The sequence below is a fragment of the Inquilinus limosus MP06 genome, assembly GCF_000767795.1.
GTDB lineage: Bacteria > Pseudomonadota > Alphaproteobacteria > DSM-16000 > Inquilinaceae > Inquilinus > Inquilinus limosus_E.
Genome location: NZ_JANX01000122.1, coordinates 1 through 13,440 on the forward strand (window position 1 = coordinate 1; position 13,440 = coordinate 13,440).

Genomic DNA, 13,440 nt, shown 5'->3' on the forward strand with positions numbered 1-13,440 from the left:
GTGGCGACCGTGGTCGGCGCCTGCTTGCGGCCGAGATCCTGCAGCACCAGCCGGTCCTGGTTCGGGATGTCGATGCCGCCCGGCTGCTCCGGCCGGGTGCGGAACTCGGTACGGTCGGCGCGGATGATCGGCACCCCGCCCTCCATCGTCACCGAGCCGCTGGAGGTGTAGGTCGAGATCAGGATGCCGGCGAACAGGATGACCACGACCAGGATCACCCCGGCCGTGACGATGATGCGCCAGGGCGGCGAGGCCGGAGCCTGCCGGAGCTGGACCGTCGCATGAAGCGGGGAAGCATGCAGGGGGCCGGCCGTCATGGGCAGCGCCGACGGTGCTTCCACCCACTGTCCGTCCGGTTCGAGTCGCAGTTGCGTGGCGGTGTCGACCATACTATCCCCCGACTGATTCGGAATCGTAACCCGAATCGGAGAATCGGGCGATAAGAAATTGATTCAGCGATGAATCAATCTCGCGGGAACGACCGTCCCCTATCGCCGCACAGTCCCGGGCAACCCGGAAGGCGTTGCCATCTCCCGCGGCTGGGGTCAAGCCCCGGCTGCAATCCCACCGAGGATGGAGCCCTTCAGAGTTCCAAACACCGTCATTGCGAGCACAGCGAAGCAATCCAGGGGCCGCTCGCACCGGCCCCTGGATTGCTTCGTCGACTTCGCCTCCTCGCAATGACGGCGCAGGGCGGGTGCTATGAAACAGGCCTCGGAAAGCGAGCCGAAGCGGTCAGATCGGCCTGTCCAGCACGAACAGCCGCTGGTGCTCCAGCAGGGCGTAGCGGTCGGTCATGCCGGCGATGTAGTCCGCCACCAGCCGCGGCAGGCCGGCCGGGCCCGCCGCCTCGGCCTGGCGGCGCCAGTCGGTCGGCAGGGTGTTCGGCTCGGCCGTGAACAGGCCGAACAGATCGCGCACCACGCGGCGCGCCTTGCTGGTCTCGCGGTTGACCAGATAGTGCCGATAGACCTCGCGGAACATGAAGCTGCGCACGACGCCGAGATCGGCCGCGACCGGGTCGGAGAAGGCGATCACCGGCAGCGGCGCCGCCCGGATCGCCTCGACCGAGGCGGGCGCCAGCTCCGCCAGCCGGCGGCGCGATTCCGCCAGCAGGTCGGTGACCATCTGGTCGATCACCCGTCGCACGGTCTCGTGGATCAGCCGGCGGCGCGGCAGGCCGGGATGGCGTGCCTCGACCTCGGCCAGCACCGGTCCGACCAGCGGCAGGCGGCGCAGCGCATCGACATCCAAGAGGCCGGCCCGGACCGCGTCGTCGATGTCGTGGTTGGTATAGGCGATGTCGTCGGCCAGCGCCGCCACCTGTGCCTCCGGCCCCGGCTGGGAGGCGAGGTCGAGGTCCCAGGCGGCGCGGAAGGCGTCGATCGTCGCCGGCAGCGCCCCGCCCGGCGGCAGCGGCAGCAGCGGACCGTTGTGCTTGACCACGCCCTCCAGCGTCTCCCAGGTCAGGTTCAGCCCGTCGAAATCGGCGTAGCGCCGCTCCAGCGCCGTCAGGATGCGCAGCGTCTGGTCGTTGTGGTGGAAGCCGCCATGGCCGGCCATGGCGGCATGCAGCGCATCCTCGCCGGCATGGCCGAAGGGGGTGTGGCCCAGGTCGTGCGCCAGCGCCACCGCCTCGCCCAGATCCTCGTCCAGCCCCAGCGCCCGGCAGGCGGTGCGGGCGATCTGCGCCACCTCGAGCGTGTGGGTCAGCCGGGTCCGGTAGTAGTCGCCCTCGTGATAGATGAAGACCTGGGTCTTGTACTGCAGCTTGCGGAAGGCCGAGGAATGAACGATGCGGTCGCGGTCGCGCTGGAAGGGCGAGCGCATGCCGCTGTCCGGCTCGGCATGAAGCCGGCCGCGGCTGCGGTCCGGATCGGTGGCGTAAGCAGCGGTCATCGCAGGCCAAGCTAGCCACCCTGCGCGGGGCTGGCAATCGCGGCGGGTGCTTTGCAGACGGCGTCCGGCTGCCTACATTGGAGGGGACCGGTTTCGACCGACCGTTTTGACCGATGGATCTGTCATGCCCGACGATGGCCGCATCCTGAGCCTGACCGAAAGCGCCGCCCGGCGGATCGCCGAGTTGCGGAAGGCCGAGCACAACGAGGCGCTGATGCTGCGCATCGCCGTCTCCGGCGGCGGCTGCTCCGGCTTTCAGTACGGCTTCAGCTTCGACGACACGGTCAAGGACGACGACCTGACCTTCCGGCGCGACGACGTGACCGTGGTGGTCGACGACATGTCGCTGGACCTCCTGGCCGGCGCCGAGATCGACTATGTCGAGGAACTGATCGGCGCGTCCTTCCAGGTGAAGAACCCGAACGCCTCCTCCTCTTGCGGCTGCGGCACTTCCTTCGCAATCTGAGCGGCCTTGCCCGCCGGAGTCGGAGGGCCTAGCCCCGGAGGACAGCCATGCGCCCCACCCTGCCCCATCGCCTGCCGGTTCCCGGGGCGGAGGGCTGAGGCATGCGCATCGCCACCTGGAACGTCAATTCGGTCAAGGCCCGGCTGTCGAACGTGCTGGACTGGCTGCGCAGCGCCGAGCCCGACGTGGCGGTGCTGCAGGAGATCAAATGCGAGACCGAGGCCTTCCCGCGCTTCGAGTTCGAGGCGCTGGGCTACCGGCTGCTGGTGCACGGCCAGAAGAGCTATAACGGCGTCGCCCTGATTTCGAAGCACCCGATCGAGGATCCGATGACCGGGCTGGAGGGCGACGGCGGCGATGTCCAGGCTCGCTATGTCGAGGGCACGGTCAAGGGCGTCCGGGTCTGCGGCCTGTACCTGCCGAACGGCAACCCGGCCGGCACCGAGAAATACGACTACAAGCTGGCCTGGATGGACCGGCTGCACCGCCGGGCCGGGACGCTGCTGGCCGCGGGCCGGCCCTTCGTCATGGGCGGCGACTTCAACGTCATCCCCGAGGAGCGCGACGCCGCCGACCCGCATGCCTGGGTGGGCGATGCGCTGTTCCTGCTGGAAACGCGGCGTCGCTACCGGGCGCTGACCCATCTCGGCCTGACCGATTCGTGGCGGGCGCTGAACCCGACCGCGACCGGCTACAGCTTCTGGGACTATCAGGGCCAGGCCTGGCAGGCCGACAACGGCATCCGCATCGACCATCTCCTGGCCAGCCCCGAGCTGGCCGACCGGCTCGAAACCTGCATCATCGACCGCGAGCCGCGCGGCCGCGACAAGGCTTCGGACCATACGCCGGTGGTCGCGACCATTTCGGAGTAGGCGAAATCACCGGACCCGATGAATCCGGTCCGGTGATCATACGAATTCCCTCATAATGCGGCGAAAACCCCGCATATAGTATGGGTGGGCCATACCACCCAGGCGCCGCCCTGCCGGCAGGCGCCGCGGACGACAGGGAGTTCTGAAGCAGGAATGTCGCTCGTCGTCATCTTGGATGACCGGCCCACCAACCGGAACATCTTCTCCAGGCTCGCCGCCTCGCTCGAAAGCCAGGTGACGGTGCAGGCGTTCGGCGACCCGCTGGAGGCGCTGGACTGGCTGGCGGGCCACACACCGGACCTGGTGATCGCCGACTACAAGATGCCGAACCTGGACGGCGCGGAGTTCACCCGCCGGCTGCGCGGCAACCCGCATGTCGCCGACGTGCCGGTGATCGTCATCACCGCCTATGACGACCGCAGCTTCCGGCTGCAGGCGCTGGAGGCCGGCGCCACCGATTTCCTGCAGAGCCCGGTCGACCATCACGAGTTCGTGACCCGGGCCCGCAACCTGCTGCGGCTCCGTCGCCAGCAGCAGCGGGTCAAGCGCCGCGCCGCGACGCTGGAGCGCGAGCTGGAGCGCACCCGGCGCAGCCAGGAGGAGGCGCTGCGCAGCAGCCGCGACGCGCTGGCCCAGGTGATCGACACGCTGCCGGCGATGATCAGCGCCGCCGACCGCGACGGCCGCTGCGTCTTCGTCAACGCCTATCAGGCGGCGATCAGCGGCTCGACCACCGCCGCGCTGGTCGGCGAGGACGTCGCCGCCGTGTTCGGGGCGGAGCGTGGCGCGCGCAGCCGGCAGATGGACCAGCTGGTCTTCGCCTCCGGTGAGCCGCTGCCGAGCTATGAGGAGGTGGTCGAGCGCAGCGGCGTGCGCCAGGTGTTCCTGACCAGCAAGGCGCCGCTGCGGGACGCCGCGAACCAGGTCGAGAGCGTGCTGACCACGGCGCTCGACATCACCGACCGCAAGCTGGCCGAGGAGCATCTGCACCACCTGGCCAACCACGACGCGCTGACCGACCTGCCCAACCGGGTGCATCTCCTGAACCGCATCCGCCGGATCCTGGGCCGCGACCCCGACGCGCCCTTCGCCCTGCACTTCCTGGACCTCGACCGCTTCAAGTCGATCAACGACGCGCTGGGCCACCATTTCGGCGACCAGATCCTGCAGGAGGTGGCGCGGCGGCTGAGCCTGACGGCGCGGCCGGGAGACATCGTCGCCCGGCTGGGCGGCGACGAGTTCGCGGTGCTGCAGTTCGGCCTGGCTCGCGGCGAGGACGCGGCCGCGGCGGCGGCGCAGATCCTGCAGGAGATCGCCCGGCCGCACATCCGCAACGACAGCACCGTGTCGCTGACCGCGAGCATCGGCATCACCTTGCATCCCCGCGACGGGAACGATCCCGACCAGCTGTTCCGCAACGCCGATCTCGCCATGTACCGGGCCAAGGCCGACGGGCCGGGCGAGTACCGCTTCTTCGCCACCGAGCTGAACGCCAGCATCCAGGACGCGGTGGTGTTGGAGACCGAGCTGCGGGCGGCGGTCGAGGCCGACCAGTTCGTGCTGCACTACCAGCCGCAGGTCGACCTGCACAGCGGCCGGATCGTCGCCGCCGAGGCGCTGATGCGCTGGCAGCACCCGACCCGCGGCCTGCTGCTGCCGGCGCAATTCCTGCCGGCGGCGGAGGAGACCGGGCTGATCATCGCCATGAACACCTGGGCGCTGCGCGAGGCCTGCATGCAGGCCGCGGCCTGGGCCCGCGACGGGCTGGCGCTGCGCGTCGGCGTCAACCTGACCTCGCTGCAGTTCCGCAAGCAGGATATCGGGCGGCTGATCCGGCAGACGCTGGAGGACAGCGGCCTCGCGGCCTCGGCGCTGGAGCTGGAGCTGACCGAGGGCGTGCTGATGCAGAACGCGGAATCGGCGGCCAGCAAGATCCAGGAGTTGCGCGGCCTCGGCGTCCGCTTCGCCATCGATGATTTCGGCACCGGCTATTCCTCGCTGAATTACCTCAAGATCTTCCCGGTCAACCGGCTGAAGATCGACCGCAGCTTCATCCGCAACCTGGAGACCAGCCCGGGGGATGCGGCTATCGTGCGGGCGATCACCAATCTCGGCCATGATCTCGGCCTGGACGTCACCGCCGAAGGGGTGGAAACTCCCGAGCAGCTCGAGACGGTCCGCATGCTGGGTTGCGATGAGGTTCAGGGATTTCACTTCGCCAGGCCGATGCCGGACGACCAGCTGCGGGATTTCGTGCGCGGCTGGCCTGCGGATCGACGGGTTTCATAGCGCCTCGATCAGGGTTTGACGGTTCGGTTTGCCCGGCCGGCACGGTCGTGCCGCCGGGACGGAGTGCTTGCGCGGATGACCGAAAAGAGAGAACAGGCGAGGCCGGGATCCTGGCCCGGGCGCATCGCGCAGTGCCTCCGGACCCGTCCGGACAGCGAGCACGAGATGCGGTTCAACGGCACCGGCCTGTCGACCCTGACCGCAATCTACCTGGCCGCCAGCGGCCAGTTCGCCGCCGGAGAGCTGGCCGTCTATATCGGCTATACCGGCTTCTGCCTGCTGATCTTCGCCCACATCCTGCTCCGGCCGCAGTCCAGCCACACGCGCCGGAGCATCGCCATGATCGGCGACTTCACCGTGGTGCTGAGCGAAATGCTGATCCGGGGGGAGGGCACGGCCTTCCTGTTCCCCCTTTTCATCTGGATCATTCTCGGCAACGGCTTCCGCTTCGGTATCCGCTATCTCGTCGCGGCGACAGCGGGAGGCCTCATGGCCTTCGGCACGGTCATCGCCGCGACGCCGTTCTGGCGGTCGCAGCCGTCGCTTTCGGCGGGACTGCTGGGCGGGCTGTGCCTGGTCGCGCTCGCCGCAGCACCGTTGATCCGCGGGCTATCGCGGGCCAAGCGGCAGGCCGAGACGGCCAGCCGCGAGAAAGCCGTCCTCCTGGCCAATGTCGGGCATGAGCTGCGCACGCCGCTGACCGCCATCCTCGGCTCCGGATCGGTGCTGCAGGACACCAGGCTCGATCCGGCGCAGCGCGAGATGACGCGGAAGGTGGTGTCGGCGGGCCAGCGCCTGCTGACTCTGGCCGACGACATCTCCGCCGCCTCGGGGGCCGGGAGCCCCGATTCCCGCTCGCCCGGCCGCGGATCGGATGCCGATCGGGCATAGCGCGGCCAATCTGGCCTGGACGCGACCGCAGAAGGAGAGGAAAATCACCGACGGCTCAAGGACTCCGCAAGGCGATCTGTGACGAGGTTCAGAGGTTTCATTTCCTCAGATTGATATCGAACGACCAGCGGAAGAGACGTCCCGGGGATCGGCCGGCCGGCCGGCAGGTCTTTTGCCATCCCGCCCGGTGTTCGGTATGGTCCCTGCCGGCAAGACGGCGCCGTCGGGCTGGAGTGGTTTTTGGGGATGACCGATAGAAAGCCGCAAGTGGGACCAAAATCCCTGATCGCGCGCATCGTGCGGTGCCTCCGGGCCCGTCCGGACAGCGAGCATGAAATGCGGTTCAACGCTCTGGGCTTCGGCACCGCGATCCTGATCTATCTGCTGGCGACGAGCGGCGGCGACCGGCTCATCCTCGCCGTCCCGCCAGCCTATCTCGCCATCAACCTCGCCGTGCTCGGCCATATCCTACGGTATCCGGGCATCTGCCGGCCGCGGAGGATCTTCTCCATCGTCAGCGATGTCACCGCCTTGTCCTGCGTCATGCATATCGGCGGCGAGACCACGGCCATTCTGTTCCCGCTCTACGTCTGGGTCATCCTTGGCAACGGATTCCGATTCGGGCTCGGCTTCCTGGCCCTGGCCACGGCCGCCGGCCTCGCCTCGTTCGGCGCCGTGTCGGCGACGACGCCGTTCTGGAGCGCGCACGCCGCCCTGACCGCCGGCCTGTTCGGCGCGATGCAGCTGGTACCGCTCGGCGCCATGCCCCTGATCCGCAGGCTGTCTCGGGACAAGCACAAGGCCGAGGCGGAGGACCGCGAGAAGGGCGTCCTGCTGGCCGGCATGAGCCACGAGTTGCGGACGCCGCTGACCGCCATCATCGGCACCGGATCGGTGCTGCAGGACACCAGGCTGAGCCCCGCGCAGCAGGAGATGGCGCGGCGGATGGTGTCGGCCGGCCAGAGACTGCTGAAGCTGATCGAGGACCTGCCCGAGGGCGCCGGCCCGGGACGCCCCGGACGCAGTGGCGATCGATGACCGGCAACCCACCACAGACGAGGCCCGTGTCCCTGGCCGGACGCATCGTGCAGCGCTTCCGGAACCGACCGGACAGCGAGCACGAGATGCGGCTCAACGGCATCGTCTTCGCCCTGGCCATCTTGGCCTATGTCCTGGTGACCGGGCATTACGACCTGGAGGCGGTCGCCGTCCTCGCCGGCTACATCGCGTCCAATATCGCCATCCTGTGCCATATCGCCGTGCATCCGACGGTGTGCCGCCCCCGCCGGATCATCGCCATCCTGGTCGATTTCGGCGCCATGTTCTGGGAGATGCAGATCGGCGGCGAGGCCACGACGATCCTGTTCCCGATCTATCTCTGGGTCATCTTCGGCAACGGCTTCCGCTTCGGCATCGGATTCCTCGCGATCGCCACCGCGGGGGGCCTGGCCTCGTTCGGCGCGGTCGTGGCGACGACCGGGTTCTGGCGCGAGCACGGAGCCCTGTCGGCCGGCCTGCTGGGCGGCATGGTGCTGCTGCCGGCCTACGCCGCCACGCTGATCCGCAAGCTGTCTCGGGCCAAGCAGCAGGCCGAGGAGGCGAGCCAGGCGAAAAGCATGTTCCTCGCCAGCGTCAGCCACGAGCTGCGGACGCCGCTGACCGCCATCATCGGCATGGGGTCGCTGCTGCGCGATACCAGGCTGAACCCGTCGCAGCAGGAGATGACTCAGACCGTCATCTCGGCCGGCCAGCAGCTGCTGACACTGATCAACGATATCCTCGACTTCTCCCGAATCGAAGCCGGACAGATGACAGTGCAGGTCGCCGATTTCGACCTGCCGTCGGTGCTGGCGGAGATGCGGGCGATGGTCCTGACCGAGGCGAAAGCCAAGGACCTGCCGCCTCGCCATCCACATCGACCATCGCGTGCCGCTGCGGCTGCGAGGCAGCGAACGGCATCTCAAGGAGATCGTCCTCAACCTGCTCGGCAACGCGGTCAAATTCACCGAGGCCGGCAGCGTGGTGATCGTGGTCCGACCCATGGCGGAAGCCGGCGACCGCACGCCGCTGCGCTTCGAGGTCTCCGACACCGGGATCGGCATCGCGCCGGAGGCCTCCGCCCATATCTTCGAAAGCTTCCGGCAGGCCGACGCCTCGATCATGGACCGGTTCGGCGGCACCGGGCTGGGCCTGGCCATCTGCAGACGGCTGGTCACCCTGCTCGGCGGCGAGATCGGCGTCGACAGCACGCCGGGCGTCGGCAGCACCTTCTGGTTCACGCTGGCCTTCGACCGGGCGGCCGAAGCCGGGCCGCAGCCCGCCATCGAGCCGGTCCCCAATCTCGGCATCGTCGCCGCGGACGCGGCGCTGATCGGTCGGCTGATGCCGCTGCTGACGCCGGCCGCCAGCACGGTCGAGACTTTCGGCTCGGTCGACGCCATGCTGGCCTGGGGGCCCCTGCGATCCGCCGAAGCGGCCGCAGTCCTGGTCGTGGATAGGGCCGCGCTGCCGGGCGATCCGGTCCGGCGAGCGCCGGTTCTTGCCGCGATCCGCTCGGCATCGGCCGTACGCCCGATCCTGCTCGCCGATCCCGCCGCGGGGGAGGAGATACCGCGCGACCTGGCCGAGGTCTTCGTCACCGCGATTCCCGCGACGTCGGATGCCCGCGCCGTCGGCGCCGCCCTGCGCATCGCGCGGGCCGGGCGCCCGCAGGGCAAGCCGAAGCCCGCTTCCGTCCACAGCGACCCCGCGACGGGGCGCAGCCTGTCCGTCCTGGTCGCGGACGACAACCGCATCAACCAGAAGGTCCTGCGCGAGATCCTGGTGCGAGCCGGCCATCAGGTCCAACTGGCAGCGAATGGCGAAGAGGCTCTCGACGCGCTCGACGTGACGACCTTCGACGTCGTCCTGATGGACATCAACATGCCGGTGATGAACGGCATCGAGGCCACGAAGCTGTTCCGCTTCACCGCGCTGGACCGGCCGCATGTGCCGATCATCGCCCTGACCGCCGATGCTACCCCGGGTGTCGCGGAGCGCTGCACCGAGGCCGGCATGGACGCCTGCCTGACCAAGCCGATCGAGCCGGAGCAGCTGTTCGCCGCGATCGACGATGTACTGGGGGTTGATGTCGCCCCGGTGCCGCAACCGCTGCCGGACAACGTCACGACGCTGCCGCAGGCCGGCCCCGCCGCCGTCGACATGCGCGTCATCGATCGCCTGGAAGCGCTGGGTGGCAACGAGTTCCTGGTGGAGCTGATCGGCGATTTCCTGGCGGATATCGAGACGATCGCCGAGGATATGAGGATCTCGGTGCAGAAAGGCGACGCCGTGCTGTTCCGGGCAAACGCCCATGCCCTGCGCAGCGCCACTGCGAACATCGGCGCGCGCGGCCTGTCCGATCTCTGCCAGGACTGGCAGGGCATCAGCGAGGCGGATCTCGCCCGCAACGGCCAGACCTATCTGCGGCGTCTGGCGGCCGAAATGGAGCGCCTGCGCCCGATCCTGCTGCGGCGGCGCGGCGCTGCGGCCCGGCCGGCGCGGAACGTCTGACCAGGGCCGGGAAAATGAGGCGACCGGCTCCCCTGCCCGTCGCCTCAGCTGCCCCTCGGATCACGAGATCTGACGTCACTCTGCCGCGATCGGCATGATCGCGGCACGCCGACGATCCTGCGCCGCGGTCAGGCGCGCCATCTTGCGTAGGTCGGATTCACCTAGGCCGAGGCAGGCGTCGGCCCAGATGTCGACCACGTCCCGCAATTCGCCCAGCGTGATCGGGTTGACCCGACGTCGGGCCTGGATCAGGGCGCGATGCGCATTGTATTTGCGCCCGTGCTCGGCGACGTATTCGCGCACCGTCTCGGCGCCCTTGCCATCCTCGGCGAGCACGTCGACGATGCCCATCTCGTGCAGCTCCTCCGCAGTGTAGATCCGCCCGCTGGTGATCATCTTCTCGGTGACCACCGCGCCGACGCGGCGGGACAGGAAGCTGTACGCCCCCATGCCCGGAAACAGGTTGAACAGGATCTCCGGCAGACCCATCTTGGCGCTCCGCTCGGCCACGATCATGTCGAGCGACAAGGCGCATTCGAAGCCGCCACCCAGCGCATCGCCCTGGACCAGGCCCATGGTGATGATCGGGGCGCCGAAGGCGATGTAGTTGCGGTAGATCGGCTCGATCGCGGCATGGGCGTAGCGGCGCAGCGCGGCGCGGTCCCCGACCCGGATCTTCTCGATGAACAGGCCCAGATCGCCGCCCATGCTGTAGATGCCCGGCAGGCCCGAGGCGAAGACGAAATAACGGACCGGCGGCTCCTCATCCGCCCGCTCGACGAACATGCGCTGGATCGAGAGCTGCATGTCGGTGATATCCTGCAACAGCCCCGGCGTGAAGCTCGGCCGCCCCTCCGGCTGCATGAAGCACCAATAGGTTCGGTCGGCCGGGTCGAGCTCGACCTTCAGGTTGCGGTAGTGGCTGCGGGCAACCTCGATATGGGCGGGCTCCCGCTCCCTGGAAATGTTGGACGGACGCCCGAAGACCGGCGACAGCGGCTGGGCGGGTTCTGGAATGGCGATGCTGGGGTTCATCTCGTGCTCCTTCGGTTGATGCCGCCCGCATCAAGCCTGTTCGTCGGCACGGGAGGTCTTCTTCTGCGGAGCGGCAGATCATTGTGTGCAATTCTATCTTCTTTGGCCACTCGGGACGCATTATTTGCCCGAGTTAGAGTGAATTTTCGAAAATTATAAGGCAATATCGACAACAATACTCATAAAGCAGTATGCAACCTCGTTCGCATTGTCACCTGGGGGTAGAATCCAAACCTCCGGCTGTAGGAGGCCCGCGCCCATCCGATCAGGCTGCCGTGCGGACCGGCGGCAGACGGCGCAGGCTGTCCTCGATGAAGCCGACCAGCGTGGCCTTGACCTCGCGCCGGCCCGTGCCCTCGCCGAACACGGCCAGCTCGACCTCGCCCAGATCGGGGAATCCCATCGCCGGCGTCAGCCGCTCGACATCCTCGGGCAGCGCGCTCTCGACCGTCACGGCGACGCCGAGGCCGGCACGGGCGGCGGCGATCACGCCCATCACGCTCTCGCTGGTGTACAGCACCCGCCAGCCCTGCCCCCGCGCCTTCAGCGCCTCCAGCGTCCGGCTGCGGAACACGCAGGGCGGCGGCAGGGCGCACAGCGGCAGCGGCTCGCCCGGCGGCAGCTCCAGCCCCGGCGCGCGCAGCCAGGCCAGGCGCTCGCGATGGATCACCCGGCCGCGGGTCACCCCGTCGTCCCGCTTGGCGATGACCAGGTCCAGCTCGTGCCGGTCGAAGGCGTCGATCAGCCCGCTGCTCATGCCGACCCGGACCTCGATATGCACGCGCGGGTACACCCGGGCGAAGCGCGACAGCACCCCGGGCAGGTGCTGCGGCACGAAATACTCGGCGATGCCCAGGCGGATCTCGCCCTCCGCTCCCGGCTCGGCAAAGCGCCGCACCGTCTCGTCGTTCAGCTCCAAGAGGCGCCGGGCATAGCCCAGCAGCAGCTCGCCGTCGCGGGTCAGGGCCAGCGACCGGCTGGTGCGCTCGAACAGCTGGCGGCCTAGCTGCGCCTCCAGCCGCTTGATCTTGACGCTGACCGCCGACTGGGTGCGGCCGAGGCGGCCGCCCGCGGCGGTGAATCCGCCGGCGTCGACGATGGCGGTGAAGGCGCGCAGCGCGTCGATGTCGAGATCGGGCAGGCTCATTCCATCCATTAAGGATCGCGATTGCAGAAATCTCAACTATTCATTTTCGCGATCGATGCCGCTGCCTCATCTTCACCGCGAAGCCTTGGGGCGAACCCTTCGGGAGATGAGGATCATGAAAGCCATCGGCTATGTCGACAGCCTGCCGATCGAGGATGAGCGGTCGCTGGTCGAGTTCGAGACGCCGACGCCCGTTCCGGGCCCGCACGACCTGCTGGTGAGGATCGAGGCGGTGTCGGTCAACCCGGTCGACACCAAGGTGCGGATGCGCCGCCAGGGCACCGCCGAGGCGCCGGTGATCCTGGGCTGGGACGCCGCCGGCACCGTGGCCGCGGTCGGCGCGACCGTGACCCTGTTCCGGCCGGGCGACGCGGTCTACTACGCCGGCGACCTGACCCGGCCCGGCACCAATGCCGAATACGGGCTGGTGGATGAGCGCATCGCCGGCCGCAAGCCGGAAAGCCTGTCCTTCGCCCAGGCCGCGGCGCTGCCGCTGACCGCGATCACCGCCTGGGAGGCGCTGTTCGACCGCTTCCGCCTGCCGGTCGGCAAGGCGCCGACCGACGACGCGATCCTGATCGTCGGCGCGGCCGGCGGGGTCGGGTCGATCGCGGTGCAGCTGGCCCGGCGCCTGACCGGCCTGACCGTGATCGGCACCGCCTCGCGGCCGGAAAGCCAGTCCTGGGTCGCCGGGCTGGGCGCCGATGCCGTGATCGACCATACGAAGCCGCTGGCGGCGGAGCTGGCGCGGATCGGCCGGCCGCAGGTGCGCTACATCCTGTCGCTGACCCACACCGACAGGCACTGGGATGAGATCGCCGCCGCGCTGGCGCCGCAGGGCGAGATCTGCTTCATCGACGACCCCGAGGCCCTGGACATCATGAAGATCAAGGGCAAGGCCGGGGCGGTGCATATCGAGTTCATGTTCGCCCGGTCGATGCACCGGACGCCGGACATGGTGCAGCAGCACAAGCTGCTGACCGAGGTGGCCGGGCTGGTCGATGCCGGCCTCGTGAAGACCACGCTGGGCGAGGTGGTGGGTCCGATCACCGCCGCCAATCTGCGGAAGGCGCACGCACTGATCGAGAACGGTAGGACTGTGGGGAAGCTGGTGCTGGCGGGGTTCTAGGCGGAAGGAACGAGGGAGCGGCTATCGCGTTGCCGCTCCCGCCCGGCGGAAATCTTCAGAACGTTCCTCACCGTCATTGCGGAGGCGAAGCCGACGAAGCAATCCAGGGGCCGGTGCGCGCCGCTCCTGGATTGCTTTGCTGCGCTCGCGATGACGGTTC

Annotated in this window: 10 protein-coding genes and 2 pseudogenes; 8 read left to right on the forward strand and 4 right to left on the reverse strand. The window is 68.7% G+C overall.

Annotated features, from left to right (window positions below; all coding sequences use genetic code 11):
* Together P409_RS12250 and P409_RS12255 are read right to left on the reverse strand one after the other, a co-directional pair.
* Nucleotides 1–317, reverse strand: a pseudogene (locus P409_RS12250) (hypothetical protein); the annotation flags it as partial.
* A gap of 418 nt (nucleotides 318–735) precedes the next feature.
* The gene (locus P409_RS12255) at nucleotides 736–1,899 is read right to left on the reverse strand and encodes a deoxyguanosinetriphosphate triphosphohydrolase (RefSeq protein ID WP_034836345.1); all 1,164 of its coding nucleotides are present in this window, start codon (nucleotides 1,897–1,899) and stop codon (nucleotides 736–738) included.
* Between the two features lie 124 nt (nucleotides 1,900–2,023).
* Between P409_RS12255 and erpA the strand changes: the two genes are divergently transcribed.
* From erpA to P409_RS12285, 7 genes and pseudogenes are all read left to right on the forward strand, one after another.
* Nucleotides 2,024–2,365 (forward strand): iron-sulfur cluster insertion protein ErpA, encoded by a 342-nt coding sequence (erpA, locus tag P409_RS12260; RefSeq protein WP_034836348.1) that lies wholly within the window; start codon nucleotides 2,024–2,026, stop codon nucleotides 2,363–2,365.
* Nucleotides 2,366–2,466: 101 nt separating this feature from the next.
* Nucleotides 2,467–3,237, forward strand: coding sequence for an exodeoxyribonuclease III (xth, locus tag P409_RS12265; RefSeq protein WP_034836351.1), 771 nt, complete (start codon nucleotides 2,467–2,469; stop codon nucleotides 3,235–3,237).
* A gap of 153 nt (nucleotides 3,238–3,390) precedes the next feature.
* Nucleotides 3,391–5,526, forward strand: a complete 2,136-nt coding sequence (locus P409_RS12270) for an EAL domain-containing response regulator (protein ID WP_034836354.1) — start codon at nucleotides 3,391–3,393, stop codon at nucleotides 5,524–5,526.
* 165 nt (nucleotides 5,527–5,691) lie between these two features.
* Entirely contained in the window at nucleotides 5,692–6,417 is a 726-nt protein-coding gene (locus P409_RS41210) for a sensor histidine kinase (protein ID WP_034836359.1), read from the forward strand.
* Between the two features lie 336 nt (nucleotides 6,418–6,753).
* On the forward strand, nucleotides 6,754–7,455 hold the full coding sequence (locus P409_RS12280) for a histidine kinase dimerization/phospho-acceptor domain-containing protein (RefSeq protein WP_034836362.1): 702 nt from the start codon (nucleotides 6,754–6,756) through the stop codon (nucleotides 7,453–7,455).
* A gap of 578 nt (nucleotides 7,456–8,033) precedes the next feature.
* Nucleotides 8,034–8,210 (forward strand): annotated as a pseudogene (locus P409_RS41545) (histidine kinase dimerization/phospho-acceptor domain-containing protein); the annotation flags it as partial.
* A 133-nt stretch (nucleotides 8,211–8,343) separates the two neighbouring features.
* Nucleotides 8,344–9,969, forward strand: a complete 1,626-nt coding sequence (locus P409_RS12285) for a hybrid sensor histidine kinase/response regulator (protein ID WP_052120463.1) — start codon at nucleotides 8,344–8,346, stop codon at nucleotides 9,967–9,969.
* Between the two features lie 75 nt (nucleotides 9,970–10,044).
* On the opposite strand, the gene P409_RS12290 is transcribed toward P409_RS12285, so the two are convergent.
* Together P409_RS12290 and P409_RS12295 are read right to left on the reverse strand one after the other, a co-directional pair.
* Nucleotides 10,045–11,004, reverse strand: coding sequence for a crotonase/enoyl-CoA hydratase family protein (locus P409_RS12290; protein WP_052120466.1), 960 nt, complete (start codon nucleotides 11,002–11,004; stop codon nucleotides 10,045–10,047).
* A 265-nt stretch (nucleotides 11,005–11,269) separates the two neighbouring features.
* Nucleotides 11,270–12,151: a LysR family transcriptional regulator gene (locus P409_RS12295; RefSeq protein WP_034836365.1), complete on the reverse strand. Its 882-nt coding sequence runs from the start codon at nucleotides 12,149–12,151 to the stop codon at nucleotides 11,270–11,272.
* 115 nt (nucleotides 12,152–12,266) lie between these two features.
* Between P409_RS12295 and P409_RS12300 the strand changes: the two genes are divergently transcribed.
* Nucleotides 12,267–13,280 carry a zinc-binding alcohol dehydrogenase family protein gene (locus tag P409_RS12300; protein ID WP_034836369.1) on the forward strand — a complete coding sequence of 338 codons (1,014 nt, stop codon included), beginning with the start codon at nucleotides 12,267–12,269 and terminating at the stop codon, nucleotides 13,278–13,280.
* The last annotated feature ends 160 nt before the right edge of the window (nucleotides 13,281–13,440 follow it).

What these genes read in the sequence shown, in the direction of transcription:
- P409_RS12255 (WP_034836345.1), bottom strand. Translation starts at nt 1,899, where the DNA reads ATGACCGCTGCTTACGCCACCGATCCGGACCGCAGCCGCGGCCGGCTT.
- erpA (WP_034836348.1), top strand. Translation starts at nt 2,024, where the DNA reads ATGCCCGACGATGGCCGCATCCTGAGCCTGACCGAAAGCGCCGCCCGG.
- xth (WP_034836351.1), top strand. Translation starts at nt 2,467, where the DNA reads ATGCGCATCGCCACCTGGAACGTCAATTCGGTCAAGGCCCGGCTGTCG.
- P409_RS12270 (WP_034836354.1), top strand. Translation starts at nt 3,391, where the DNA reads ATGTCGCTCGTCGTCATCTTGGATGACCGGCCCACCAACCGGAACATC.
- P409_RS41210 (WP_034836359.1), top strand. Translation starts at nt 5,692, where the DNA reads ATGCGGTTCAACGGCACCGGCCTGTCGACCCTGACCGCAATCTACCTG.
- P409_RS12280 (WP_034836362.1), top strand. Translation starts at nt 6,754, where the DNA reads ATGCGGTTCAACGCTCTGGGCTTCGGCACCGCGATCCTGATCTATCTG.
- P409_RS12290 (WP_052120466.1), bottom strand. Translation starts at nt 11,004, where the DNA reads ATGAACCCCAGCATCGCCATTCCAGAACCCGCCCAGCCGCTGTCGCCG.
- P409_RS12295 (WP_034836365.1), bottom strand. Translation starts at nt 12,151, where the DNA reads ATGAGCCTGCCCGATCTCGACATCGACGCGCTGCGCGCCTTCACCGCC.
- P409_RS12300 (WP_034836369.1), top strand. Translation starts at nt 12,267, where the DNA reads ATGAAAGCCATCGGCTATGTCGACAGCCTGCCGATCGAGGATGAGCGG.